This is a genomic window from Bacillus sp. sid0103, assembly GCF_019219025.1.
On the sequence record NZ_JAHUWN010000009.1, the window covers coordinates 151200 to 177673 of the forward strand.

The following is a 26474-nucleotide window of genomic DNA, read 5'->3' on the forward strand; positions in this document are numbered from 1 at the left end:
CTTATCTACCGGCTCCCACAGCCATTAATCAAGAGACGATGGACTGGAGAGGCCAGTGCTACTAAATCATACTTTTCCTCGTTCATCACCCATGATGTTACGGTTTCATCGATAGTACCGAAAATCATCTGCCGGGCAAGACGAATATCAAGGTCATTTGAAAACTCTCCTGTTTCCTTGCCTTCAATAACAATCTTATCAATTACCTGGAGGTAACCTTTTAGAACATTATTAATTCGGAGTCGCAATTCCTTATTGGATTGCCTTAATTCAAGTTGTGTCACGATTGCCATGTGATGGTCTTCAGAAAGCATACTAAAATGAGCTTCGATCATCATTAATAACTTCTCCGCCGCCGACCCTTTTCCTGCTATCATGGTATCTATTTTTTCAATGAAACTTCCCATTTTTTCTTCAAAGAGAGAGATAAGGATGTCTTCCTTGTTTTTAAAATAAAGATAAATGGTGCCATCAGCCACTCCAGCTTGCTTAGCAATCTTTGAAACCTGGGCTTGGTGGTAGCCATTTTCCGCGATTACAACCACTGCAGCATCAATAATTTGCATGTATTTTGGTTTATTTTTTTTCAACTATATCCCTCCTTTGAAAGAAAAGTTCCGTTTCAGTTTTTACGGTTTACATGATTAAAAAAGAAAAAATATGAATGAATAATCATTCATATTTTAATAATAGTGATTATCTTTATCTGTGTCAAGATATTCTCCGGACCTTTTTTCATATTCCCAGCAATGGGACAGGCTTTATATGTCAAAAAAAGAGGGAGCAATAATAGTGCCATTATGCGTGTTTTTGGCTTTCTTCTTCTAATTTTTGTTTTTCTTCTTCAACAAGCATCCTTCTTAAAATTTTCCCAACAGCGGATTTAGGCAATTCCTGTCTAAATTCATAATATCGCGGAGCCTTATAGGCGGCAAGATATTTTCTTGAAAATTGGTTCATTTCTTCTTCAGTTACCGTGGACCCTTCTTTTAAAACAATATATGCCTTGACGGTTTCTCCGCGATACGGATCAGGAATACCGGCAGCCACGGCTTCAACCACATCCGGATGTTCATATAATACTTCCTCTATCTCCCTTGGATAAATGTTATATCCGCCAGCGATTATCATATCCTTTTTACGGTCAACCACATAAAAATATCCTTGTTCATCCATATAACCAAGGTCACCTGTATATAACCATCCTTCGTGGAGGACTTCCTTTGTATCCTCTGGACGATTCCAATACCCTTTCATGATTTGAGGGCCTTTTATCACGATTTCGCCAATTTCCTTTATCGGTACCGGTTCACCCGTCTCAGGAGATACAACTTTCACTTCGGTATCTGGCCAAGGCACACCAATACTACCCTTTACACGAGGGACATCCCATAAAAAGTTAGCATGTGTGACTGGAGAGGCTTCCGTTAATCCATAGCCTTCAACAAGTTTTCCTCTCGTAATGGCTTCAAATTTTTCTTGTACTTCAACTGGAAGTGCCGCAGATCCACTAATACATGAATGAATCGACGAGAGATCATATTTTTTCAAATCTGGATAATTTAAGATTCCAATATAAATGGTTGGTGCTCCTGGAAACAATGTTGGGCGCTGTTGTTGGATGGTTTTTAATGTTGTCTCAACATCAAATTTAGGCAATAAGATCATTTTATTGGCCTGCATCACTGATAAAATGAGCACGGTAGTCATGCCATAGACGTGGAAAAACGGGATAATGCCGAGAACAGATTCTTCACCTGGCTTTGATTTGTAAAGCCATGACTGGCACATCTTTGTGTTAGCAATTAAATTCATATGTGTGAGCATTACGCCCTTTGGAAATCCTGTCGTCCCTCCTGTATATTGAAGGAGCGCTACATCTTCATCTGGTGTTATTTCAACCTTTTTCACTTTTTGAGGCTTCATTGTTACAATTTCCGAAAGCAAATGTGTGCTTCCTCCATGCCTTACATTTACGACAATACCGTATTGTTTTTTCTGGATGAAAGGATAGATTAAATTTTTAGGGAATGGTAAGTAGTTCTTGATAGCGGTTACAATTACATGCTGTAACTCTGTTTGCGGAATAACTTTTGATACGCGTGGGTAGAGGATGTCGAGTGTGATGATAGCCTTTGCGCCTGAATCTTTCATCTGGTATTCAAGTTCACGTTCTGTATATAATGGGTTCGTTTGAACGACAATTCCGCCTGCCATTAATATCGCAAAATAACTAATCACGGCCTGTGGAGTGTTAGGCAGCATAATGGCGACCCGGTCACCTTTTGAAATGCCTAGGGTTCCCTGCAGATAACCGGCGAAATTCATTACATCATCGTAAAGCTTTTTATAGGTAATATCTTTTCCCATAAAATGAATAGCCACTTTTTCCGGGTATTGTTCCGCCGATTTCACTAAGTATTGCTGAACAGGCTCTCTAGAGTATTCCAATGTGGCAGGTATTTCGTTTGGATACAGTGCCAACCACGGTTTAGTTTCATACATAATATCCCCCTTTTCTATGTGTATAATTATAAAAATTCAGACTTCTCTTTTATTATAGTACAGTATTTTACAATTAACAATTAACGTTACAGTAAAAAAATCACCGCTGATGGTCTCAGCGATGATTTTCTTCTAAGCAAAAAACAACATATAGATCAAACCGATTAGCAAAAACAAGCCGCATAATCCAAGAAGTATCTTAGCTAATGTCTCCACTTTTTTCTCCCCTTACGTTATACCTGCACCAATGACAATCGATAAACCAATTGAGATCACCATCGAAATCAACCCAACAGCACGGTTATCATTTTGAATTTCTTCGTCAATTTTAAATTTGGGTGTTAAAAATTCAAAGATAAAATACCCTACTAATAATAGTAAAAATCCATAAATCCCCCAACCAACCATGGAAAGCAGCGAATTGTTCTGCTCAATCGTACAGCGAAAGATATTGGCCACGCCAAATATTTTTCCTCCAGTAGCCATCGCCACAGCCACATTGCCTTTTTTGATTTCTTCCCAATTTTTATATCTGGTCACCATTTCAAAGATCGCTAAAAAGACCACCAAACATAAAATGACAACACTATAATAAGCTGCTATTTGAATATATTCGTTCTCCCAAAACTGGTCCATTGTCAAAACTCCCCGGACATTATTTAAACTCAACGATGGTTACGCCTGATCCGCCTTCCCCAGCTTCTCCAAAGCGGATTTTTTTGACAGATCGATGGTTTCTTAAGTATTCCTGTACTCCCTGTCTTAACGCGCCAGTGCCTTTTCCATGGATAATCGATACACGTGGATAACTAGAAAGCAGCGCATCATCAATATATTTTTCCACCTTAAGGAGAGCATCTTCGTACCTCTCCCCGCGAAGGTCTAACTCCAGTTTAACATATGAATCCCGGCCTTTTACAATCGCCATCGGCTTTGTTTCAACTTGTTTCGGGGTACTCATATATTCCATATCTTTTTCTTTTACTTTCATTTTGAGAATTCCGATTTGAACCTGCCATTCACCCGAAGAAACTTTTGCAACAAGCGTGCCTTTTTGGTCAAAAGTAAGTACCTTTACCTCATCGCCAGGCATATAGGTATGTTTCTTTATTTTTTTATTCGCAAGTTTAGCGGATTTTGGTATTTCAGGTGCGGCTTCTTCAAGGCGACGTTTTGCTTCAATTAATTCATGTTCCTTAATATCTGCATGCTTTTCCGTCCGCATTTTGCGAAGATCACGGATTACCTTCTCGGCTTCACTCTTTGCCTCATCCACAATTTCTCCGGCTTTTTCTGCCGCCTTTTCCAACATGGAGTCTTTTTTCTCGTAGAATTCCATTAGTTGTTTTTGCAAGTCTTGATGGAGTTTCTCAGCAGATTTTAAATAATCGCGAGCTTCCTCTCGCTCTTTTTCTGCCAGTCGTTTACTGTCTTCCAAGGAAGAAATCATTTTATCAATTTGGTTCGTATCTTCACTTACATGGGAACGTGCAGCCTGAATGACCCAATCATTTAAGCCGAGACGTTTGGAAATTTCAAATGCATTACTGCGGCCTGGTACTCCTAATAACAATTTATAAGTTGGGCTTAAGGTTTCGACATCAAACTCGACGCTGGCATTTAACACACCCTCACGGTTATACCCATAAGCTTTTAATTCAGGATAATGAGTCGTTGCAATGACTCGTGCACCCCGCTTGTGAACCTCATCCAAAATGGAAATAGCCAAGGCTGCCCCTTCTTGCGGATCCGTCCCTGCACCCAACTCATCAAATAATACAAGGCTATTAAAATCAACTCTATTTAAGATATCAACAATATTAACCATATGAGATGAAAAGGTACTTAAGCTTTGTTCGATGGATTGTTCATCGCCGATATCTGCATAGACAGCATCAAAGACAGCTAACTCTGATCCGTCCAGTGCTGGAACCTGCAAACCCGCTTGGGCCATTAATGTACACAGGCCTAGTGTTTTTAAGGTGACTGTTTTTCCACCTGTATTCGGACCAGTAATGACAATCGTTGTATAGTCTTTTCCTAGCATGATATCGTTGGCCACGACTTCTTCAATTGGAATAAGAGGATGTCTTGCCTTATATAACACAATTCTTCCTTCATTATTCATGATCGGCATGGATGCTTTTATGCGTTTCCCATATCTTGCTTTTGCAAAAATAAAATCTAAATTAGCAAGGACTTCGACGATTACCTTGAGTTCACTATCGTGCTCCGCCGCTGCTGCGGATAATTCTGTCAGAATCCTGTCGATCTCCAGTTGTTCCTTCACACGAATATCCTGGAGTTGATTATTTAATTGAACAATGACTTGCGGTTCAATAAAAAGTGTTTGTCCTGAGGCACTTTGATCATGAATAATCCCGCCATAGTGACCGCGATACTCCTGTTTAACAGGAATCACAAAGCGGTCATTACGAATTGTCACGATAGCGTCTGAAAGCATTTTACTTGCATTTGATGAACGAATCATGCTTTCAAGTTTTTCCCGAATCCGCGATTCATTTGACCTCAATTGTTGCCTTAATGACCGCAGCAAATCACTTGCACTATCTAATACCTCTCCGTTATCGTCGATCGCGTGTTTAATCGAATGCTCAAGGTTTGTGAGCGGAATAATTCGCTCTGCTTGTTCAGACAAAATGGGAATTTCGGTTCTTTCATCGGCAAACTCCTCGATAAATCGTTTCATTTGCCGGCTTGCATGGATGGTACTGGCGATCTGAATAAGTTCATACGGGCTTAACACCCCGCCAATAACAGAGCGTTTAATGTGAGCGCTGATATCATGGACACCTGAAAGTGGAACATTTCCTTTCACACGATACACCGTGGATGCTTCATCTGTTTCTGCTTGGAGTTTAACTACCTCCTCAAAGTCAGTAGAAGGCACTAATTCCTGAATTTTTCTTCTCCCAAGGGATGAAGCAGCATGTTCTAGCAACTGCTCTTTTACTTTCGTGAATTCTAATACTTTTAAAGCTTTTTCATGCATGGAGATAACCTCCTATCCTCGATTATGTAAAAATTCTAGCAGTTCATGTTTATCTAGGGCATTTAGCACAGATGATTTTTTGATCCAGCCCTTTTTGGCTGCGGAAACACCGATTTCCATATGCTTTAAAGTATCCATTTTATGAGCATCTGTATTGATGAGAATTTTGACCCCCTCGTCCTGTGCTCTTCGTAAATATTCTGCTGCTAGATCAAGCCTGTTTGGATTTGCATTTAGTTCTAATGCCGTATTGGTTTCTTTTGCAAGTTGGATCAGTAAATCGATGTCGACATCGTATCCTTCGCGCCGGCCTATTTTCCGACCAGTTGGATGGGCAATTAAATCCACATGGGCATTTGTTAAAGCTGTCTTAAGCCGCTCCATAATTTTTTCCCGTGATTGGGAAAATGCTGAATGAATGGAAGCAATAACAAAATCCATGTCAGCTAGTAACTCATCGTCATAGTCCAAGCTGCCATCTGGGAGAATATCCATCTCGACACCCGCTAGAATAAGAAAATCATCGTATTTTTCATTTAGTCTTTTTATTTCTTCTCTTTGTAATAATAGTCTTTCACGTGTTAGACCATTAGCCACTTTTAAATACTGGGAATGGTCCGTAATCGCCATATACTGATAGCCTCTTGCCCGGCATGCCTCAGCCATTTGTTCAATTGAATGGGCACCGTCACTCCAGGTGGAATGCATATGAAGATCACCCTTGATATCTATTAACTCTATTAATTCCTCAGCGGAGGTGAATGTCTCTACTTCCTTCCCGTCCTCTCTTATTTCCGGAGGAATGAAGGGAAGATCGAAATGCTTGAAAAATTCTTCCTCCGAAGAGAAAGTAAGAATTTCCCCTGTTTCAATGATTTCCACACCATACTCACTGATCTTTTCACCACGTTCTTTCGCGAGTTGCCTCATCCGAACATTATGTTCTTTTGATCCGGTAAAATGGTGCAGGGTTGTGATAAATTCTTCTGGTTTAACGAGACGGAAATCAACCGAAATATCAAAATCATAGGCAAAAACTAAGGATACCTTTGTCTCACCAGCACCAATTACTTCTTTAATGTTTGGTAATTGTAATAGCTGTTCCCTTACTAGTTCAGGCTGATTGGTTGCAAGGATAAAATCAAGATCCTTTATCGTTTCTCTCATTCTCCGTAAGCTGCCAGCACGTGAAAACCGCTGAATATCCCGAAAATCCGCAAGCGTTGCTTCAATCTGCTCTGCAATTGGCAGCATATAAGCTAACGGAAGCCGTTCTGGCCGTGTACCCACATTAGCAATTGAACTGAGGATTTTTTCCTCTGTTTTCTTACCAAAACCTGCGAGTGCTTGAACCTTACCTGCTTCACATGCTGCTTTTAAACTGGTAACATCAACAACCTGTAACTGTTTATAGAGTTTGGCAATTTTCTTACCGCCAAGTCCAGGGAGCTGTAATAATGGGATCAGTCCGCTGGGAACCTCCGCCTTTAACTCGGTCAATACTGAGGAAGTTCCGTCTTTTATGTATTCATCTATGACAGCAGCCGTGCCTTTACCGATTCCAGAAATCGTTGTAAAGTCTTCAATCTCTGTTAGGTCGCGTTCATCGGTTTCCAAGGCATTGGCAGCTTTTCGAAAAGCGGAAACCTTAAAAGGGTTTTCTCCCTTTAACTCCATATAAATCGCGATGGTTTCTAATAATCGTAATAAATCTTTTTTCGTTACTTCCATTAATAAGTCACCTACCTACTGTTTAGCATTTTCAATTTATCCTACTTTAAGGCATGAATAGAAAAACTTCTCTGCTACAGAGAAGTTAAAGCAGCTGAATATTCAATCCACAAACTTTTAATTTGTTGTGAAAGGATAGGAGTGTGATTCACAATTGCTTTTGACAAAATGGAATGATCCAAAGCATTTTGCATAAATTCAATTGGTACAAGGGCTGAAATATATAATAAAATAAAGATAACCAAATACACTTCAACGAAACCTAGAATTCCTCCTGCCCAAACATTAAGCTGCCGGATGACCGGCAAATGGGCAACAAAATCAAGCATGGAACCAATAATTTGTAATAACACTTTTACCGCAAAAAAGATAATGACAAAGGCAATTGCACGGTAGAAGGCGGTTTCCATATTACTGCTTTCAGTAAGTATTTTTAATGATGTCACATTTCCAAAGTTCGGATATGGAATCCATAGAGTTAATTTTGGAGCCAACTGTTCGTAGTATGAATTTGCTGCCACATATGCAATAATAAAACCTATTAAATGAACAATTTGCAGAATAAAGCCTCTTTTAAGGCCTACAAAGAATCCAATAATTAAAAAAATAATAATTGCTAAATCCAACATGATATTTAGTCCTTTTCCTTTAGTATTTCTGTTTGAAGTCGATCTAAATGGTCTTTCATTTTAAGATAATCATTGACTGCATTTACAGCTGTTAAAACGGCGAGTTTAGTTGCGTCTAAATTTGGATTCTTAAAACTGATTTCGCGCATTTTATTGTCAACTAATGAAGCCACATGCCGGATGTGACTTGGACTTTCGGAACCCATAATAACGTATTGCTGTCCGTAAATATCTACGGTTGTTCTATTTTTTTGATTATTCGACAACGTCATGCCTCCATTCAGAGAATCCTACTCTATATCATAACATGAACCGTTATCTGTGGAAAAGTTAAAGCGTATTTTATATTAATTTAGAAATGTGGTGGTTGTAGTATGGGAAATGTTGTATTGAATCTGGAAATGAATAAAATAATGGAAATGAGGGGCTACTACGGGAAAAATTTAATAGATAAAAACATTCCAGGAAGTGTGTTTGCCGCGAAAACGTCAGCCTGTATGATCACAGCTTATAAATCAGGCAAAGTATTATTTCAAGGGAACGATAGTGAAAGAGAGGCCAGTAAATGGGGCAGTGCAACCGTGTCCCCGAACAAGCATGCCTCTTCTTCTAAACCGAAGTCAACAGCAAAAGGCGATCTGCCTATTGGCATTAGTCAAATGTCAGTAATTGGTTCAGATGAAGTCGGTACGGGAGACTTTTTTGGACCGATTACGGTCGTAGCAGCTTACGTAAAAAAAGAGAATATTCCTTTGTTGAAAGAATTAGGGGTCCGGGATTCGAAGGATTTAAACGATGAAAAGATTATTGCGATTGCAAAGGTCATTAAAGATATTATTCCCTTCAGTTTGATGACATTAAAAAACGAAAAGTATAATCAGGTCCAACAATCAGGAATGTCGCAAGGAAAAATGAAAGCTATCTTACATAACCAAGCCATCTTAAATGTTTTAGACAAAATTGCTCCTGAGAAACCGGAAGCGATTCTTATCGATCAGTTTGTTCAAGGCAGCACCTATTTTCAGCATATTAAAGGCCAAAAAGCGGTGGCCAAGGAAAATGTTTATTTTAGTACGAAAGCAGAAGGCATTCATTTGGCAGTTGCTGCAGCAAGTATTCTTGCCCGATATGCCTTTATCCAATATATAGATAAACTAAGCGAGTCTGCCGGATTTAAGATTCCAAAAGGTGCCGGGGCACAGGTAGACGTGGCTGCAGCAAAGCTGATCATGAGCAAAGGACGTGACATCCTTCCGTCTTTTGTAAAGCTCCATTTTGCCAATACCGACAAAGCAATGGCCCTTGTTAATAAAAAACGAAATTGAAAGGTTTTTTTGGGCTTTTGCGAATAGATATATATAAACAATGTTTGGAGGGGTTTTCTGAGTGGCCAATCGACTAAGTGAAGAAGAGATTACTACCGCAGTTGCCGGATTAACAGGCTGGAAATTGGACGGAAAATTTATTGTGAAAAAGTACCGCTTTCGTGAGTTTTTACAGGGCGTGGCGTTCGTAAATGTCATTGCCCAGCTTTCAGAGGAAAAAAATCATCACCCCTTCATTGCGATTGACTATAAACTAGTGACACTTAGACTAACCTCGTGGAACGCCGGAGGATTAACCGATTTAGATATCACATTAGCGAAGAACTATGACTCCATCTATGAAAAAATATAAAAGTGATTGAAAATGAAAGAGGATGTCGCAGTTATCGACATCCTCTTTTTGAATTTTAATAGTAAATAGGCAAGATTTATCGAAAAAATCGACTATGTTCTTAAAAAATAGAAATTGGTGTCATTGAAAGAATTAATTACACGCAAGGACAAGTACTTTGAACTAACCATCTAGTAATTAATCATACGTGAAGCGGATATAAGACTGTTTATTTGCGAATAAATCGTGCGGATTCGACGGTTTTATTTGCGCATTAAACGCTTTTATTTGCGGATTAAACGCTTTTATTTGCGGATTGAATTTTGAGGCATAATTTCATGGAAAATTAATTAGAAAATAAGTTCGCTGCTTTTTTGTTCCAGTACTTTTGAGATTCTCGGAACGCAACATTCTACCTGCTATATTAATTGAATCAAGATGGGTAAATTCTCGAAACTGTTGGTTGGTAATTTTTAAATCAATCAATAAAAAGTAATCCCTCAGGGCATTTATATGTGCATCTTTTGAAAATTTGTCGCAAGAAGGACAATACCATTTCTGTTTTTTACGAACAAGTGGTAAGAAGTTACAGTCAGGGCAACAGACACCGCTTAATAAATCCGCTTTGTTAATTCCGTACTTTTTCAAAATATTGCTTGTTGGTATCTTATTCATCTTTACGAGGAGGCGGCCCAGTTTTCGGAGGTCTTTGGCATGAAGGAGTGGATTAGAATATAGTTTTTCAAAAAACTGAATTTTATTAAGGAATACATCTGACTTACATACTCGCGGTTTCACTTTATGAGTATTTTTTCCGGTTATGACATATGAAGCATAGTTATTGCTTAGGACTACTATGTAATCAATTGGAACTGGAGGAAATTTATGTTCTGCCATCAGTTTCTCTAGATACTTTTTATGCCTTTCACTCTGAGCAATTGGATCGGGGTAGCCTTTTTCCTTGTCGTTGTTTATTTGGATAAACTGTTCATTTTCTGTATCAAATATTAATTTACCAGCCATATTTTTCACTTCAACAATTAGGACGAATTCTGGCGTGAGGAGAAGGGTGTCAATTTGGCAGTTGTAGTCACCATCGGGTAGGTTTAAATCGTGGAGGATCATATATTTATCAATTGGCAGGAGACGTAAATAATAATCAAGACTTACTTCACCTTTGTATCCAGCCTGCCTCCTCCCAAGTTCCTCTAACATTTGCTGGTACTTGGGGTAATTTAAAGGGAGTCGCCGGCATAATGCCTCTAAAATAAGAATTACTAATGGAGTTGTTCTTTCTTTTATAACCAATTTTTTCACTCCTTTCATTTTTAATAAAATAATTCTGATTGATACTTGAAATCCCTGCCGAATTTTAGCGGAATTTGTTAATAATATTTGTCTATTTATTTTTATCAGCGCTACGGGACCATTTATCAGCGAAAAATTCAATTTATCAGCGAAGCGGAAATTCCACTCAAAAAAAAAGCTAGCCCCGAAATCTATCTTCGAGCTAGCTTCTATTAATTAACCTCTCAGTACCGCGCCTGTTTTTTCCTCCAACGCTTCAAGCACTCGGTTATGAACCTTCGTTACTTCTTCATCCGTTAACGTACGTTCAGGATCAACATATTTAAGTGAGAACGCAATCGACTTTTTACCGTCCTCCATTTTGTCTCCCTCATATAAATCAAACACTTCCGCTTCCTTCAATAGTGGTGCCCCTGCTGTTACGATAATATCTTTTAGGGTGCCTGACACCGTTTCTCTGTTTACCACAAGGGCAATGTCTCTTGTAATGGAAGGGAAGCGTGGGATGGCTTCATATTGTAATGCTGGTGTTTCTGCTTCCAGTACTGCTTTCAATGAAAGTTCGAATACATAGGTATCTTTTAAGTCGAGTTCTTTTTGGACAGTTGGGTGGACTTGACCGATAAAGCCGATTTTCTCACCATTTAGGAGTAATTCTGCTGTACGGCCAGGGTGCATTCCATCTACTTGTGCTTGAACAAATTGAACCTGTTCTAACAGTCCAAGTTTTGCAAACATTCCTTCTAGGATTCCTTTGATCACGAAGAAATCAACTGCTTTCTTCTCTCCTTGCCAAGGATGACTTGACCAAAGCCCTGTGATGGCTGCTGCTAAATGTTCTTTTTCCAATGGTAGAGCGTCTGTGCCATTTGCTAAGAATACAGCACCAGTTTCATACACACCTAAGCTATCGTTTTGGCGAGCACTGTTGTATTTTAATACTTCTAAAAGCTGTGGCATGATGCTTAAACGCAGGATGCTGCGTTCTTCACTCATCGGCATTGAAAGACGGATGGTGTCTCGCTTTTCAAGTGCGAATTGGGTTGCCTTTTCCTCGCTAGTAAGAGAATAGGTCACTGCTTGATACAGGCCAGCTCCTTCAAGGTATTGACGAACCACTCGACGCTTCTTCTGGTACTCAGACAATCTTCCAGGTGTGGTTGAACCAATTGGTAATGTTTTTGGGATATTGTCGTAACCGTAAAGACGAGCAACTTCCTCTAGTAAATCTTCTTCAATTTTTATATCGCCGCGGCGTGTTGGTGCCGTAACGGTGATGGTATCCTCTTCGATGCTAACAGCAAATTGGAGACGATCAAAAATTTCTTTCACATCGTTCATGACAAGATCTGTACCAATGACACGATTGATTTTTTCTAAAGTAATGGAAACAACTGCTGGCTCAACGGTTAGTGTGTCCGCTTCAGCTGCGCCCTCTAATACTTCACCGCCAGCGTACTTTGCCATCAAGTATGCTGCACGCTCTCCTGCGGCACGAACACGATTTGGATCGACACCTTTCTCAAAACGAGCACTCGCTTCACTTCTTAAACCATGGTCTTTGGAAGCTTTTCGGACTGTTGCCCCGTTAAAATAAGCAGATTCAAGTAATACAGTGGTTGTATCTGACGTTACCTCTGAATTGGCTCCCCCCATTACACCGGCAAGGGCAACTGGTTCTGTTCCATTTGTGATAACGAGGTGGTCTGATGTAAGTGTCCGTTCTGTATCATCAAGTGTAACGAATTTCTCACCATCAGCCGCACGACGGACAAGGATTTCTTTTGAACCTAGGCGGTCAAAATCAAACGCATGAAGCGGCTGACCGTATTCAAGCAGAATATAGTTGGTAATATCAACAACATTATTATGAGGACGAATTCCAGCTGACATTAAGCGTGTTTGCATCCAGAGTGGAGATGGTCCGATTTTTACATTTTTAACGATTTTTGCTACATATAATGGGTTATCTTCTTTAGCCTCCACCACGATTTTTACATAATCAGAAGCTTTTTCAGTTGTAGACTGAAGGTGAGTTTCAGGAAGTTTCACGTCTCGTCCAAGGATCGCCGCTACTTCATAGGCCACACCAAGCATGCTTAAACAATCAGCGCGGTTTGGGGTCAAACTTAGCTCAAGAATTTCATCATCTCGATTTAACATGCTAATCGCATCGACGCCCACTTCAGTATCTGCTGGAAAAACAAAGATTCCCTCGGAATACTCTTTCGGGACCACTTTCCCTTCGATCCCTAGCTCTGTAAGCGAACAAATCATACCGTTTGATTCTTCGCCGCGTAGTTTCGCGCGTTTTATTTTAAAATTACCTGGCAGAACAGCCCCTACTGTTGCTACGGCAACTTTTTGCCCTTGTGCTACATTTGGAGCACCGCAAATGATTTGTACTGGTTGTTCCCCGCCTACATCAACAAGACACTTGCTTAATTTATCAGCATTTGGGTGCTGCTCACGTTCAAGGACATGACCAACTACTACACCTTGAATCCCATCATTAAGGATTTCGACTCCCTCAACCTCAATACCGCTTTTTGTAATTTTTTCAGCTAACTCTGCTGCTGTTACTCCAGTTAAATCGATATAGTCCTGGAGCCATTTATATGAAACGAACATGTCGTCATCCTCCTTTATTTATTCAACCTCAACAAGTTGAAGCATCAAGTTTACTCGTGTTTGGAAAATTGTTTTAAGAAACGAACATCATTTGTATAGAAATGTCTGATATCATCGACTCCGTACTTTAACATCGCAATCCGCTCTGGTCCCATACCGAAGGCAAAGCCAGTGTATTTTTTAGAATCGTATCCGGCCATTTCAAGAACATTCGGATGAACCATTCCTGCTCCGAGAATTTCGATCCAGCCGGTGCGCTTACAAACACTGCAGCCATGGCCGCCACAAATTTTACAAGAAATATCCATTTCAACAGACGGTTCTGTAAATGGGAAAAAGCTAGGGCGTAAACGAATTTCACGATCTTCCCCGAACATTTTTTTCGCAAAAACTTCTAATGTTCCTTTAAGGTCACTCATACGAATGTTTTCGCCTACAACAAGTCCTTCGATTTGCATAAATTGATGAGAGTGTGTCGCATCATCATTATCACGGCGGTACACTTTACCTGGGCAAATAATTTTAATTGGCCCTTTGCCTTGGTTCTTTTCCATCGTCCGTGCTTGAACTGGAGATGTATGGGTACGAAGAAGGATTTCCTCTGTGATATAGAACGAGTCCTGCATATCGCGTGCTGGGTGTCCTTTCGGCAAATTAAGTGCTTCGAAGTTATAATAATCCTGCTCTACTTCAGGACCTTCTGCTACTTGATAACCCATGCCAATAAATAAATCTTCAATTTCTTCGATGATTTTTGTAAGCGGATGATGATTTCCAACCTTTACCGGGCGGCCTGGAAGGGTTACATCGATGCTTTCAGAAGCTAGTTTTTCAAGGACCGCTGCCTCTTCTAACCCCTTCTGTTTTGCTTCCATTTTTACAGCAATCGCTTCACGGACCTCATTTGCTAATGCCCCCATAACTGGACGCTCTTCAGCAGAAAGTTTTCCCATTCCGCGCAGAACTTCGGTAATTGGACCCTTTTTTCCTAGGTAGGCAACACGGATGTCATTTAATTCTTTTAAGCTTACGGACTGTTCAATTTTTTGAATAGCCTCTTCCTGCAATTCCTTTAAACGTTCTTGCATGTCAATTCCTCCTTAATAGTTATCGGTGTCAGGCACCGGAAAAAACAAAAAAACCCCATCCCTGGAAAGGGACGAGGTTTATAGTTCGCGGTACCACCCTTGTAAACACGTTATGTAAAAACATTGTGTTCGCTTCATTCGGATAACGGCTTATGCCGGTGCATCTTTACACGAAAGCGGAAGCTGGACAGTAATCTACTATCAAGCTATTGCTTATTATTGTGGTCCCGATGCCAACTCAGGAGGTGAACTTCTCTTAATATCGCCATAAAAGTGCTTTCAGTCGCGGCACTTTCTCCCTAAATGGTTCTAAAAAAGATACTTTTCTCCGTCATCGTTATTAAATATTTCATATTGTTCATTATTATATATTATTTTTCCTCATAAGGTCAAACTAGTTTTCGCCTATTTTTTCAAATAATAAAGAAGGATTCCCGTAGCAACGGCTACATTTAAGGACTCACTCTTCCCATAAATCGGGATATAAAGATTCGCTGTTGTACTCGCAAGTATATCTTTACCGACACCATTTCCTTCATTTCCAACAATCAAGGCGAAAGAATCTCCAGTAGAAATATCAGTATATGCAGATGCGCCTTCAAGTGCTGTACCGTAAACAGGAATATTTTTTTCGTGCAGTTTGTCCATCCATTCATGAAGGTCGCCTCTAATAATCGGAAGATGAAAATGGCTCCCTTGTGCAGACCTAATTACCTTTGAGTTAAAAATATCGACACTACCACGTCCAACCACTACAGCATCTATCCCTGCAGCATCAGCGGTGCGAATCATGGTTCCAAGATTTCCAGGATCCTGAACAGCATCAATCATCAGGAACGTTTTTGCATCCCGAACCTCAGCAGCTGTGATCCGGCACACCGCATAAATTCCTTGCGGTGCTTCTGTATCTGATAATGAATTCGATATCTCCTCAGTGACTTGAGTTACTGGCGTGGAACCAGCATCCCAGCGTGAAGGCACGTCAACCTTTTCAGAAACGATGATTTCCAAAACTTGTTCGCCTTGTTTTAGAGCTTCCTCCACTAAATGAAAGCCTTCTACTAAAAATGTACCGGACTTATCCCGCTCTTTTTTCGTTAATAACTTTTTCCATTGTTTTACTTTAGGATTATTGATTGATTCGATATACTTCAAAACCCGCTCTCCTTTTACAATAACGATGATTTTTTTATTATAGCCTAACAAAAATACATAATAAAACCAAAAATAGAAAACATATTAAAAGAAAAGCGAAAGCGCCTTGCCCAGGGGCGACAAGCATAAGACAAGCACTGACAGAAGGCGCCGTTTACCTTCCGAAGTGATTGGCTTATGCCTCGAGCCCCTAGGCGCTGTAGCTAGACAGTTCTCAAGGTTCAAAATTTTAAACATATTTATTTATTGAAAAGGAGTGCACATACATGAATTTAAATTTACGAAATGCAATTGTTCACAATGTTACCGGGAATACACAAGATCAATTAGAAGATACCATTGTTGATGCTATTCAAAATGGGGAAGAAAAAATGCTCCCAGGTCTCGGCGTTTTATTTGAAATCATTTGGAAAAATTCATCCGAAGAAGAAAAAAAAGAAATGCTCGCAACTCTTGAAAATGGGTTAAAGTAGCTAAATGGTAAAACTGTCGATGATCTCCCTTCGGCAGTTTTTTTATGAAAAAGAAATCCCCGGCCAATTGACCGAGGATTACAAATGCAATTTATTCAAACGTAATTTTATCAACCGTTTCACGATCTAATCGCTTGATGACTTCAACAATTAGCTTAACGGCATTTTCATAATCATCACGATGGAGCATTGCGGCATGGGAATGGATATACCTTGTCGCAATTGTAATCGCCATTGCTGGAACCCCATTATGTGTTAAATGGATCGACCCTGCATCCGTACCGCCGCCCGGAATCGATTCGAATTGATAGGGAATGTTCAATTCATCAGCTGTATCGGTCACTAAATCACGCAGACCTTTATGGGCAACTAGGGAGGCATCATAAATGACTACTTGTGGTCCCTTACCCATTTTACTCATGGCATCTCTTTCAGAAACTCCCGGTGTATCCCCGGCAATACCTACATCTACAGCAAAGCCGATATCTGGGTTAATTTTTGCTGCTGCGGTCTTGGCACCACGTAAACCAACCTCTTCTTGGACATTTCCGACACCATAAACAACATTAGGATGGTCGACACCCTTTAATTGTTTGAGAACATCGATGGCAATGGCACAGCCAATTCGGTTATCCCAAGCTTTAGCTAATAGCATCTTTTCATTGTTCATCACGGTAAATTCAAAATACGGGACAACCATATCGCCCGGACGAACGCCCCACTCCTTGGCTTCCTCACGGCTTGAAGCACCAATATCAATAAACATTTCTTTAATTTCAACAGGTTTCTTACGAGCCTCTGCTGACAGAATATGTGGTGGCTTAGAACCGATAATCCCGGTTACATCTCCCTTTCTCGTTACGATCGTCACGCGCTGGGCTAGCATAACCTGCCCCCACCAGCCGCCAACCGGTTGAAAACGAAGGAAACCTTTGTCATCGATTTGCGTAATCATAAAGCCAACTTCATCCAAGTGACCCGCGACCATAATTTTCGGGCCGCCTTCTTTACCTACTTTTTTAGCAATCAAGCTGCCAAGTCCATCGGTTGTGAGTTCATCTGCAAATGGTTCTATGTATTTTTTCATGACCTCGCGAACTTCACGCTCATTGCCAGGAATCCCTTTGGCATCTGTTAACTCTTTTAGCATCGTCAAGGTTTCATCTAGTTTTGCCATTATTAAACCCCCTTATCTGTTTGCTGACCTTCATTATACAGAAAATAGCAGTAAATTCCCAATTTTTTCTGCTAATAGTTATTCTGCTGTCTTAAATAATTTACTTCGTTTTTGTGGAAATATGCTCTTTCTATTTCTTCATTTGTAAATCCGAGTAAGGAAGCTAAACACAAATAGGATGCAAATAACTTCCGATAATCATCCAAACTTCTGCTCTTTTGAAAAATAAGGATCCTGTCGTACAAAAATAGAAACTGCTCTGTCACATTGAAAGATGCCTGACCTTCATTCAAAACCGTTTGCTCCGTATCATATCCACATTCGATTCCAAGCGATAAAATAAAATGTACACCATCCACAAATTCCTCTAGTATGACTTCTTTAGCTGATGATGGCTTGAAACTCCAAAATTTAAAACTGCGCGTTTCATTGGCTAATTCGCCGATTTCTACAAGCAAGGCAAGGACCTTTCTGTCAAATAAATCTTCGTCCTGCAGATTGTGCTTATCTTCAATATGGGTATCCAATGCTTTTTGCATCTGAAAGAGTTTTTCTAATTGCATGATTACCGTCACTCCCTATGGAAATTAATTTAGTATGCCCAATGCTAAAACTAATTTGATAAACCCTATTACCAAATTACCGCATAAAATTACGGTTTTTAAAGAAGAACCTTTAATAAAAGTCCAAGTTCGAACACAGCAAGGATCGGAAAGCCAATCTTAAATGAGAGATGCTTCGTTTTATGTCGATAAAGCTGCATTCCCGCAGTCGTACCGACAGCACCTCCAAATAACGCTACCAGCCATAAGGTTCTCTCAGAGATGCGGTACTCATGCTTTCTAGCCCGCTTCTTATCCTCCCACATAATCACAAGTCCAGCAATATTCATGATTACATAGACTACTAACCATATTTTCATCCACCGTTTCCCCCTTATAGAAAAGGCCATTCTCATCAAAGAGAATGGCCTTTAAAATATGTCTAGCATCAACGCCTAGGGGCGCCTCCGCTTTTCTTATTACTTGTTAATGTTTTGTTTTGCAACGTTTGCTAATTCAGCAAATGCGTTTGCATCGCTTACTGCTAATTCAGCAAGCATCTTGCGGTTTACTTCGATACCAGCAAGCTTTAAGCCATGCATTAAACGGCTGTAAGAAAGACCGTTCATACGAGCAGCTGCATTGATACGAGTAATCCAAAGTTTGCGGAAGTCGCGTTTTTTCTGACGACGATCGCGGAAAGCATACATTAAAGATTTCATAACCTGTTGGTTAGCAACTTTATATAATGTATGTTTTGAACCGAAATAACCTTTTGCTAATTTAAGAACTTTTTTACGACGTTTGCGCGTAACTGTACCGCCTTTTACACGTGGCATTTAATTTCCCTCCAATATATAAATCGATCACTTAATTTTTACTTCATGTAAGTTAATAATTGACGAATGCGTTTGAAATCACCTTTAGAAACAAGTGATGCTTTGCGAAGCTTACGCTTTGCTTTAGTAGATTTGTTAGCAAATAAGTGGCTTGTATAAGCGTGGTCACGTTTTAATTTACCTGAACCAGTCTTTTTAAAACGCTTTGCAGCGCCACGGTGAGTTTTCATTTTTGGCATTGGGATATCCTCCTTATTACTTGTCGGTTTTAGGTGCTAAAACTAGGAACATGCTTCGACCATCCATTTTTGGATGTGATTCAATCGTTGCAACTTCCTTGCACGCCTCTGAAAAACGGTCTAACACACGTTGACCAATTTCTTTATGGGTAATCGCCCGGCCCTTGAAACGGATTGAAGCTTTTACCTTGTCGCCTTTTTCTAAGAACTTAATTGCATTGCGTAACTTTGTATTAAAGTCATGCTCATCAATTGTCGGGCTGAGACGAACTTCTTTAGTAGTGATGATTTTTTGATTCTTACGAGCTTCTTTTTCTTTCTTTTGCTGCTCGAATTTAAATTTGCCATAGTCCATAATTCTGCCGACTGGAGGCTTTGCATTTGGTGCAACAAGTACCAAATCAAGGTTCACTCTTCCGGCAATCTCCAAGGCTTCAGTTTTGGTTTTAATCCCCAACTGTTCGCCATTTTGATCGATTAGGCGAATTTCGCGAGCGCGAATGCCCTCATTTAACAACATGTCTTTGCTAATAATTAGCCACCTCCAAGGTTTTATCACGAATACAACGTCTTGGTTAAGAAAATCATAACAAGCCCTTTCAAACCTTAACGTGTGACGCTTCAATGAATGAACAGGTATAAAACTTTTTAGTAGTGCTATCAAATGCACAAACAAAAAAGTGCGGATGAATACACCCACACTTTACAGAACATAAGTAATGAAACCAAAAAGTTCAAGTAAAACCTGCCAACTGCCAATTGCGTCAATCAGGTGAGAAGCGGGTGCTTCTTCTTTTCCCAAAAACAAGTATTCAATTTTTAACCTTAGTAAATATAACATAAGCAAAGATATAATGTCAAATGAACTATTTACTTTGACAACGAAATTTATTTTAGCAAGAAACAAATAATTATTCAATAGTTTTTTTCAAACAAAAAGAGAGGCATGCCTCTCTCTTTACCATTATCCTCTTTTTACTTCAGCAGCCAACTCAGTGATAAACTCTGAGAATGGCTTTGTTTCTGAGTTTTGTTCTCCATATTTGCGGACGTTGACAGCCTGATTTTCGACTTCTTTATCCCCAACAACTAGCATATATGGTATTTTTTGCATTTGTGCTTCGCGGATTTTATAACCGATTTTCTCATCACGGCCATCCAATTCGACACGGAAACCTTCACTTTGAAGCTGTTCCTGTACTTGCTTAGCATAATCATAGTGTACATCAGGTGAAACTGGAATTACCTGCACTTGTACCGGAGCGAGCCAAGTAGGGAAAGCACCTTTATATTCTTCAATTAAGAAGGCAACAAAACGTTCCATTGTCGATACAACACCACGGTGAATAACGACTGGACGATGCTGTTTGCCGTCCTCACCAACATATGTTAAATCAAAACGTTCTGGTAATAAGAAGTCTAATTGGACAGTGGAAAGTGTTTCATCTTTTCCTAAGGCTGTCTTCACTTGAACATCAAGTTTAGGACCGTAGAAGGCCGCTTCTCCTTCTGCCTCATAATAGTTAAGTCCTAGATCATCCATGGCATCCTTAAGCATACCTTGTGCTTTTTCCCACATAGCATCATCGTCAAAATACTTTTCAGTATCTTGTGGATCGCGGTATGAAAGGCGGAAGGAATAGTCATTAATATCAAAGTCTTTATATACCGCTAAAATGAGGTTTACAACCCGTTTGAATTCATCTTTAATTTGGTCAGGACGAACAAAGATATGTGCATCATTTAGAGTCATTCCCCGGACACGCTGTAGTCCTGAAAGTGCACCAGACATCTCATAACGATGCATTGTTCCAAGTTCAGCAATCCGAATCGGAAGCTCGCGATAGCTATGAATGCTGTTTTTGTAAACCATCATGTGATGCGGGCAGTTCATTGGACGAAGTACTAATTGTTCATTGTCCATATCCATGACAGGGAACATATCTTCCTGATAATGATCCCAGTGACCTGAAGTCTTATATAAATCTACACTCCCCATTATTGGAGTGTAAACATGGTCATAACCAAGACGCTGTTCTTTATCTACAATGTACCGTTCAACCACCCGGCGAATAGTTGCGCCCTTTGGAAGCCATAACGGTAAACCTTGACCTACTAATTGGTTACTTGTGAAGAGGTTCAACTCTTTACCAATTTTACGATGGTCACGCTCTTTCGCTTCTTCAAGCAAGCGGAGGTGTTCTGCTAAGTCTTCTTTCTTGAAGAAGGCAGTACCATAAATACGTTGAAGCATTTTATTATTACTGTCCCCTCGCCAATATGCACCGGCGATACTCAATAGTTTAAACTCCTTGATTTTACCAGTTGATGGAACATGAACACCACGGCAAAGGTCAAAAAATTCACCCTGTTCATAAATTGTCACAGTTTCTTCATCTGGAATCGCTTCAATTAATTCCAGCTTATATGGGTCGCCTGCTTCTTTAAATACCTGTACTGCTTCAGAACGGCTGACTTCTTTGCGAACAATCTCAAGATTTTCATTAACGATTTTTGCCATTTCTTTTTCAATTTTAGGAAGGTCTTCAGGAGTAATGGACACCTCAAGGTCGATATCATAATAAAACCCACCTTCGATGACAGGACCGACACCCAAATTCACATTCGGATATAGCCTTTTAATCGCTTGTGCCATTAGATGTGCTGTACTGTGACGTAAAATCTCTAATGCATCATTGGAATCTGGGACGACGATTTCTATTGAACCGTCTTCATTAATTGGACGGCGAAGATCATACAATTGACCGTTCCATTTGCCGGCAATCGCCTTTTTCTTTAGGCCCGGGCTGATAGATGCGGCAATATCTTCCGTTGTTGTTCCTTGTGGGAACTCCTTTACTGCCCCATCTGGAAACGAAATCTTAACAACGTCTGACATGGTAATTCCTCCTTTGTAATTAAGCGTTTTCGGGTCTTTTTTTCCAAAAAAATTCGCTTTTAAAAAAATAAAAAAACCCGTCCCTGGAAAAGGGACGAGTTTTGATAAACACGTGGTTCCACCCAATTTTTCATTTCCAAATGATGACACATTGAAAATGACTTTGGTCTGTTAACGGTCGAGTGCCGTCAACAATTACTTACTTCATGAAAATATGAAGTGTTCACTGTTGAAGTTTAAAGGTGGTAAGTATAATTTTCGTGTTAGGAGGCTTTCAGCCATGTCCTCCCTCTCTAGAAACCGTAAAAAATACTGTTATCCTTATCATTACTTTTACTATGAATATACTATGTAGGTTATTATAATGATTAATTTTTTAAAAATCAAGGGACAGAAACCTAATAAGACAAATTTTCTCACAATTCCTGATCCTAGGCATGGTTTTCCGAAGAATGTTGATTTTCCACCCATTTATTCACTTCTCGTAAAGCCTCAAATGATTTAATAGTTACTCTTTCTTCAAAGATGTTTTTAATTGTCCTTACTAATGGCTCGTCTGGGTCCGTTGTATACAAAAAAATCGTTGTTGGTGCAATGGATAACAATGGGGCAATCGACGCCGAATCCACATAAACAGGATGATTAACCAATAACTTACGGTCAATCAATCTGGTTAATTCAGCTCTTTTCATTTCCACAAACTGATCATTATAAAAGGTGATTTCCTCATCAAACAGTAAATGCAGCACGTCCATTTTCGGTTCTCGCTTCAACAGGAACTCCCGGAGCATTTGCACAAATATTTGATATTCCTGTTCCAATTTATATTCATCAATGGCAATTTCAACATAACTTTCCAACGACTGGAGATATGGACGTAATCGAAACTTAAGAAATGAATCAAACGAAAAAGATATATTATCTTGAAAAATATACTCAATAGCCGCCTTTATATTCGTTTCCTCATTTGAATCCCTCAAAAAAACAGAAAGATCTTCTCTCTGACCTTCGAGAATAGAATAGATAATCTCGATAATTTCCTGTTGTTCTTCTATATCATCATAAAAATATTGATTTTTTAATATTTCTCTAAACCAGTCGTCACGCTTAATATTTGTAATAAATTCATAAAAAGCATGTTTAACAATGGAAGAGATTTCAATCGATAAAAAACTACCTACAATTTTTACTATATATCGATCTTCTATAAGAAGAATAGGTTCTTTGTCATTAATATTTGGTAAGTACTTCAGCAAGTGGTAATAATATTTTTCTGCATCCATCTTGCTTTGGAAGATGATTTCCGCCAACCAAATCCCCCCTTTAAGCCAATCTTTGTATTAATATATATGGGGGACTTGGCTAAAATAGACGTTAGCTGGCAAATGCTTTTGTTTTTTACAGAAAAAAAGTGAAGAAAAAGGACTGCCGACCTGATATCGGCAATCCTTATTACACTTTCTATGATTGTTATTACCTTCTGTTCGGTCCTTCGACCATGACAGGCACACTCAAAGAACGAATTCGCTCCATGATTCGTCGTGCTTTCATTTTCTCTTCTTCGCCTCTTTGGCTGTAAGTTAAATGATGCTCTAACTCTGCAAAATTAAAGTTCGAAGTAAAAAATGTTGGCAGACTTTCAAGCATACGAAACTGTAAAATCGGCCCCAATACTTCGTCTCTAGTCCAACTTGAGACAGCTTCTGCACCGATATCATCAAGCATTAAGATAGGTTCTTTTTTTAATGCTTCAATTTTTTCATTCAATGTAGAATCCGCAATCGATCCTTTCATCTCCCGTAACAATTCCGGAACATAGACAATCATTGAAGAAATTTGTTTCTTTGCCAATTCATTGGCTATAGCCCCTAATAAATAAGACTTCCCTACACCAAATTTGCCGTATAGATAAAGGCCTTTTGGTTTATTTCCTGCCTCATAATTCATTAAGAACGTTGCGGCCTTATCTCCAGCATTGAGTCGACCTTCGTCCCCTTCAAACTCCTCAAATGAAGCATTAAGTATGTCTCTAGGTACATATAAACTTTTGATCAACTTTTCATTTTTCTTCTTTTCGTCTGCCATAATTTTTCGAGGACATTGTTTATAAACAACATCAATTGAATTCCGTGCTAAAAGCAGATCAGGATGATACCCTTTCATAAAATTAACGCAGCCTTCAAGGGATTCACATTTATTGCAATCCTTGCTCTGATTGATATACTCGTAAAGTTTACTCATACTTTTATCAATCATTGCTTGGTCAATAGCACCTTGATGTTGGGCCATAAATGTTTTAACATCTGGATTTTGCAGGACTTGGTTGCGTTGTTGTTCATAGCGTTTTTGAAAACTTTCATTCGAAGCTAATCTGCTTAATGTTCTATTGATTCTCTCCAACTGTGACACCCCCTATTTACGGAAAGCTTTTAATTTTTCTTCTATTGCACGTTTCTTTGCTTCAACATCATCGGTATTTTCCTGTGAGCGTTCATTGCTTGCTTCTTGTGTGCTCTCATCAAACCAATCGGGAATTAACTCTGTTCGAATAGGCTTTTTATTACTTGATCTTCCCGCTTTTTTACTTTCCTTATCCTTATGTGCATCATTCTTCGCGAGTTCCATTGCTTCCTTCACTGTTTTAACTTGCTTACTTGCCCAATGTCTAGCGATTGAGTCTACAAAGTTCTTGGTGAACCTCATGTCCGTTTTTCTCATCGCCACATCAGTTAAGACATTTACAACACCTGGAGGGAGTTTATATTTAATCATGATTTCTTCTAATGTTTTCAAATTGGCATTTGAAGGTTCTACTCCACCTGAGAGTTCCTTAAAAACGATAAGTGGTGAGGTAGTTTCATAAAAGCGAATTAATTTTTCTTCCGGTGTTTTCGGTTCAGTTATTTGCGTTTGCAGAGCATGAGGCTGGGTACGGTTAATTAGACTGGGAAGTTGATCATAATTAACAAATTGATACCAGTCACGAGCCCCTTTTCTTAAGTCTTCGATATCTATTTCGTCATGTTCGTTAATCGCACCTAACATAAAATTTTTCATTTCGATTGGATCGATTTGATAAAGAAACGCAAGATTACTAATCACATTTTTCACTTTCGGTGTTAATGCCTTTTTCGGTACGAGCGATTCATTCAGCCCTGCTGTTAACATTTCAAAATCAAACGTATCCAAACCGATTTGGATTGGATTAGCTTCCGTTCTTCCGATAAACTGCTGATTTTTTTCCTCATGTAAATCTGCAGAAATGCCTTGAATATAGTCCATACTGCCAGGGGATGCTGAGGCAAACACATCCTGAAAGGCTTTAGTAACATCTACATACTCATCATCGCTTGGCTTTTGTTGGTCACTAAAAAAGCGTTTTAACCGAGAAAAATGATTTTTTCCGATTTTACGATAAAGATAAATATTTAGCATCCCATCTAAAAAGAATTGTTCAGGACTAAGAGGAGGACGGAGTTCATATAAAAAGGATCGTCCTCCTTCATCTGTTTTGACACGCGTCTTTAATAACCCTATACCTTCTAGCTTTAATCTTGCTTCGTAGATGTCATTTAGGTTCAACTCTAAGAGATTCATCAATAAATGGTGTGTGGAAGACTCAGACCAAAGCCGATTTTCCTCTAACTCTGCCCAGAGTGTCATATATAAACTAAAGCAAGTCGAACCAATCAAGGGCTGATATAAAAACGTCAGCACTTTACGGTCGTAATCATGCAGTAACCCATCAGCAGCTACGATATAACGATCGATAGGAAGAATTTCCTGCCAATGCTGCGCCACATTCATTCAACCCTTTCTTTACCTTAAATAACTGTCCAGCGGGCCATACGCCGCTAAACAGGGCGCCTCCGCTTTTCCTATTTGTCTAGCTCCAGCGCCTAGGGGCTCGGGTCATAAGCCAATCCGTCCTGAAGGTTAAAAAGCAACCTTCACGCCGGCTCGTCTTATGCCTGTCGCCCCTGAGCAGGCGCTTCCGCTTTCCTCAGTAAAAAGAGCCAAAGACCACAATCCTCTTTAGCTCCTTAAGATTTTTCTTTTTTTATTAATTCTTTTAATTCATTAATGAAAACATTGATATCTTTAAATTGACGATAAACCGACGCGAATCTGACATAGGCAACTTCGTCTACATGTGCGAGCCTGTCCATTACCATTTCACCTATTGCTTCACTTTTTATTTCTGAAATACCTTGACTGCGCAGATCTTTTTCAACACCGTGGGTTATATCTTCTAATTCCTTTAAAGCCACGGGGCGCTTCTCACATGCTTTAATCAAGCCGCGTAATATTTTATCACGGCTAAACTCTTCTCTGGTACCTTCTTTTTTGACTACAATCAACGGGATTTCTTCAATCTTCTCAAACGTAGTAAAACGATACCCACATTCTTCGCATTCGCGTCTCCTGCGTGTGGCCCGACCTTCATCAACAGGTCGAGAATCAAGGACACGTGTTCCATAATTTTGACAAGAAGGACATTTCATTGTAATCAACTCCAAATTCTACACTGTAACTTCCGGACAAACGCTTACTTTCATCTTATAAAAAAGAATATCTTTATACAAGTA

Annotated in this window: 25 protein-coding genes and 3 other annotated features; of the genes, 3 read left to right on the plus strand and 22 right to left on the minus strand. The window is 39.5% G+C overall.

The window, feature by feature from the left end:
• Positions 1-5 precede the first annotated feature (5 nt).
• From KW850_RS12310 to zapA, 7 genes are all read right to left on the minus strand, one after another.
• Complete coding sequence (locus KW850_RS12310; protein WP_218347866.1) at positions 6-590, minus strand: fatty acid metabolism transcriptional regulator FadR; 585 nt, start codon at positions 588-590, stop codon at positions 6-8.
• A gap of 208 nt (positions 591-798) precedes the next feature.
• Positions 799-2505 (minus strand): AMP-binding protein, encoded by a 1707-nt coding sequence (locus tag KW850_RS12315; RefSeq protein WP_218347867.1) that lies wholly within the window; start codon positions 2503-2505, stop codon positions 799-801.
• Positions 2506-2733: 228 nt separating this feature from the next.
• The gene (locus KW850_RS12320; protein ID WP_218347868.1) at positions 2734-3141 is read right to left on the minus strand and encodes a DUF350 domain-containing protein; all 408 of its coding nucleotides are present in this window, start codon (positions 3139-3141) and stop codon (positions 2734-2736) included.
• A 19-nt stretch (positions 3142-3160) separates the two neighbouring features.
• Positions 3161-5518, minus strand: a complete 2358-nt coding sequence (locus tag KW850_RS12325; RefSeq protein WP_218347869.1) for an endonuclease MutS2 — start codon at positions 5516-5518, stop codon at positions 3161-3163.
• Between the two features lie 12 nt (positions 5519-5530).
• Positions 5531-7249, minus strand: coding sequence for a DNA polymerase/3'-5' exonuclease PolX (gene polX, locus KW850_RS12330; RefSeq protein ID WP_218347870.1), 1719 nt, complete (start codon positions 7247-7249; stop codon positions 5531-5533).
• Positions 7250-7323: 74 nt separating this feature from the next.
• Positions 7324-7878: a CvpA family protein gene (locus tag KW850_RS12335; protein WP_218347871.1), complete on the minus strand. Its 555-nt coding sequence runs from the start codon at positions 7876-7878 to the stop codon at positions 7324-7326.
• A 5-nt stretch (positions 7879-7883) separates the two neighbouring features.
• The gene (gene zapA / locus KW850_RS12340; protein ID WP_218347872.1) at positions 7884-8144 is read right to left on the minus strand and encodes a cell division protein ZapA; all 261 of its coding nucleotides are present in this window, start codon (positions 8142-8144) and stop codon (positions 7884-7886) included.
• Between the two features lie 108 nt (positions 8145-8252).
• Between zapA and rnhC the strand changes: the two genes are divergently transcribed.
• Together rnhC and KW850_RS12350 are read left to right on the plus strand one after the other, a co-directional pair.
• A complete protein-coding gene (gene rnhC, locus KW850_RS12345) occupies positions 8253-9203 on the plus strand; it encodes a ribonuclease HIII (protein WP_218347873.1) in 951 nt (316 codons plus the stop codon).
• Positions 9204-9264: 61 nt separating this feature from the next.
• Positions 9265-9555 (plus strand): 4a-hydroxytetrahydrobiopterin dehydratase, encoded by a 291-nt coding sequence (locus KW850_RS12350; RefSeq protein ID WP_218347874.1) that lies wholly within the window; start codon positions 9265-9267, stop codon positions 9553-9555.
• A gap of 315 nt (positions 9556-9870) precedes the next feature.
• Here KW850_RS12350 and KW850_RS12355 read toward each other — a convergent pair whose 3' ends face one another.
• The 4 genes from KW850_RS12355 to KW850_RS12370 form a co-directional block, all read right to left on the minus strand.
• Positions 9871-10842, minus strand: a complete 972-nt coding sequence (locus KW850_RS12355) for an NERD domain-containing protein (protein ID WP_218347875.1) — start codon at positions 10840-10842, stop codon at positions 9871-9873.
• Positions 10843-11058: 216 nt separating this feature from the next.
• The gene (gene pheT, locus KW850_RS12360) at positions 11059-13473 is read right to left on the minus strand and encodes a phenylalanine--tRNA ligase subunit beta (RefSeq protein ID WP_218347876.1); all 2415 of its coding nucleotides are present in this window, start codon (positions 13471-13473) and stop codon (positions 11059-11061) included.
• A 50-nt stretch (positions 13474-13523) separates the two neighbouring features.
• On the minus strand, positions 13524-14561 hold the full coding sequence (gene pheS, locus KW850_RS12365; RefSeq protein WP_218347877.1) for a phenylalanine--tRNA ligase subunit alpha: 1038 nt from the start codon (positions 14559-14561) through the stop codon (positions 13524-13526).
• Between the two features lie 64 nt (positions 14562-14625).
• Positions 14626-14905, minus strand: a binding site (T-box leader).
• Positions 14906-14966: 61 nt separating this feature from the next.
• The gene (locus KW850_RS12370; RefSeq protein WP_218347878.1) at positions 14967-15716 is read right to left on the minus strand and encodes a TrmH family RNA methyltransferase; all 750 of its coding nucleotides are present in this window, start codon (positions 15714-15716) and stop codon (positions 14967-14969) included.
• 266 nt (positions 15717-15982) lie between these two features.
• Between KW850_RS12370 and sspI the strand changes: the two genes are divergently transcribed.
• The gene (gene sspI, locus KW850_RS12375) at positions 15983-16189 is read left to right on the plus strand and encodes a small acid-soluble spore protein SspI (protein ID WP_218347879.1); all 207 of its coding nucleotides are present in this window, start codon (positions 15983-15985) and stop codon (positions 16187-16189) included.
• Positions 16190-16280: 91 nt separating this feature from the next.
• On the opposite strand, the gene KW850_RS12380 is transcribed toward sspI, so the two are convergent.
• The 11 genes from KW850_RS12380 to nrdR form a co-directional block, all read right to left on the minus strand.
• The gene (locus KW850_RS12380) at positions 16281-17366 is read right to left on the minus strand and encodes a M42 family metallopeptidase (protein WP_218347880.1); all 1086 of its coding nucleotides are present in this window, start codon (positions 17364-17366) and stop codon (positions 16281-16283) included.
• Between the two features lie 71 nt (positions 17367-17437).
• Positions 17438-17929, minus strand: coding sequence for a dUTP diphosphatase (locus KW850_RS12385; protein ID WP_218347881.1), 492 nt, complete (start codon positions 17927-17929; stop codon positions 17438-17440).
• Between the two features lie 98 nt (positions 17930-18027).
• Positions 18028-18288 (minus strand): DUF1294 domain-containing protein, encoded by a 261-nt coding sequence (locus tag KW850_RS12390; RefSeq protein ID WP_218347882.1) that lies wholly within the window; start codon positions 18286-18288, stop codon positions 18028-18030.
• 99 nt (positions 18289-18387) lie between these two features.
• Positions 18388-18747, minus strand: coding sequence for a 50S ribosomal protein L20 (gene rplT, locus KW850_RS12395; protein WP_026563363.1), 360 nt, complete (start codon positions 18745-18747; stop codon positions 18388-18390).
• Between the two features lie 38 nt (positions 18748-18785).
• The gene (gene rpmI / locus KW850_RS12400) at positions 18786-18986 is read right to left on the minus strand and encodes a 50S ribosomal protein L35 (RefSeq protein WP_026563362.1); all 201 of its coding nucleotides are present in this window, start codon (positions 18984-18986) and stop codon (positions 18786-18788) included.
• 16 nt (positions 18987-19002) lie between these two features.
• Positions 19003-19521 carry a translation initiation factor IF-3 gene (gene infC, locus KW850_RS12405; protein ID WP_180230124.1) on the minus strand — a complete coding sequence of 173 codons (519 nt, stop codon included), beginning with the start codon at positions 19519-19521 and terminating at the stop codon, positions 19003-19005.
• Positions 19522-19654: 133 nt separating this feature from the next.
• Positions 19655-19787, minus strand: a sequence feature (ribosomal protein L20 leader region).
• Positions 19788-19950: 163 nt separating this feature from the next.
• Positions 19951-21885 (minus strand): threonine--tRNA ligase, encoded by a 1935-nt coding sequence (gene thrS, locus KW850_RS12410; protein ID WP_218347883.1) that lies wholly within the window; start codon positions 21883-21885, stop codon positions 19951-19953.
• 87 nt (positions 21886-21972) lie between these two features.
• Positions 21973-22222 (minus strand) — a binding site (T-box leader).
• Between the two features lie 94 nt (positions 22223-22316).
• A complete protein-coding gene (gene ytxC / locus KW850_RS12415; RefSeq protein ID WP_218347884.1) occupies positions 22317-23195 on the minus strand; it encodes a sporulation protein YtxC in 879 nt (292 codons plus the stop codon).
• 163 nt (positions 23196-23358) lie between these two features.
• Positions 23359-24285: a primosomal protein DnaI gene (gene dnaI / locus KW850_RS12420; RefSeq protein WP_218347885.1), complete on the minus strand. Its 927-nt coding sequence runs from the start codon at positions 24283-24285 to the stop codon at positions 23359-23361.
• A 12-nt stretch (positions 24286-24297) separates the two neighbouring features.
• Positions 24298-25686 (minus strand): replication initiation and membrane attachment family protein, encoded by a 1389-nt coding sequence (locus tag KW850_RS34050; RefSeq protein WP_218347886.1) that lies wholly within the window; start codon positions 25684-25686, stop codon positions 24298-24300.
• A 242-nt stretch (positions 25687-25928) separates the two neighbouring features.
• Positions 25929-26390 (minus strand): transcriptional regulator NrdR, encoded by a 462-nt coding sequence (gene nrdR / locus KW850_RS12430; protein ID WP_218347887.1) that lies wholly within the window; start codon positions 26388-26390, stop codon positions 25929-25931.
• Positions 26391-26474: the final 84 nt, after the last annotated feature.

Excerpts from the sequence above, each read along its gene's own strand:
- KW850_RS12315 (WP_218347867.1), bottom strand. The coding sequence starts at position 2,505 with ATGTATGAAACTAAACCGTGGTTGGCACTGTATCCAAACGAAATACCT.
- KW850_RS12320 (WP_218347868.1), bottom strand. The coding sequence starts at position 3,141 with ATGGACCAGTTTTGGGAGAACGAATATATTCAAATAGCAGCTTATTAT.
- KW850_RS12325 (WP_218347869.1), bottom strand. The coding sequence starts at position 5,518 with ATGCATGAAAAAGCTTTAAAAGTATTAGAATTCACGAAAGTAAAAGAG.
- polX (WP_218347870.1), bottom strand. The coding sequence starts at position 7,249 with ATGGAAGTAACGAAAAAAGATTTATTACGATTATTAGAAACCATCGCG.
- KW850_RS12335 (WP_218347871.1), bottom strand. The coding sequence starts at position 7,878 with ATGTTGGATTTAGCAATTATTATTTTTTTAATTATTGGATTCTTTGTA.
- rnhC (WP_218347873.1), top strand. The coding sequence starts at position 8,253 with ATGGGAAATGTTGTATTGAATCTGGAAATGAATAAAATAATGGAAATG.
- pheT (WP_218347876.1), bottom strand. The coding sequence starts at position 13,473 with ATGTTCGTTTCATATAAATGGCTCCAGGACTATATCGATTTAACTGGA.
- pheS (WP_218347877.1), bottom strand. The coding sequence starts at position 14,561 with ATGCAAGAACGTTTAAAGGAATTGCAGGAAGAGGCTATTCAAAAAATT.
- sspI (WP_218347879.1), top strand. The coding sequence starts at position 15,983 with ATGAATTTAAATTTACGAAATGCAATTGTTCACAATGTTACCGGGAAT.
- KW850_RS12380 (WP_218347880.1), bottom strand. The coding sequence starts at position 17,366 with ATGGCAAAACTAGATGAAACCTTGACGATGCTAAAAGAGTTAACAGAT.
- KW850_RS12385 (WP_218347881.1), bottom strand. The coding sequence starts at position 17,929 with ATGCAATTAGAAAAACTCTTTCAGATGCAAAAAGCATTGGATACCCAT.
- KW850_RS12390 (WP_218347882.1), bottom strand. The coding sequence starts at position 18,288 with ATGAAAATATGGTTAGTAGTCTATGTAATCATGAATATTGCTGGACTT.
- rplT (WP_026563363.1), bottom strand. The coding sequence starts at position 18,747 with ATGCCACGTGTAAAAGGCGGTACAGTTACGCGCAAACGTCGTAAAAAA.
- rpmI (WP_026563362.1), bottom strand. The coding sequence starts at position 18,986 with ATGCCAAAAATGAAAACTCACCGTGGCGCTGCAAAGCGTTTTAAAAAG.
- thrS (WP_218347883.1), bottom strand. The coding sequence starts at position 21,885 with ATGTCAGACGTTGTTAAGATTTCGTTTCCAGATGGGGCAGTAAAGGAG.
- nrdR (WP_218347887.1), bottom strand. The coding sequence starts at position 26,390 with ATGAAATGTCCTTCTTGTCAAAATTATGGAACACGTGTCCTTGATTCT.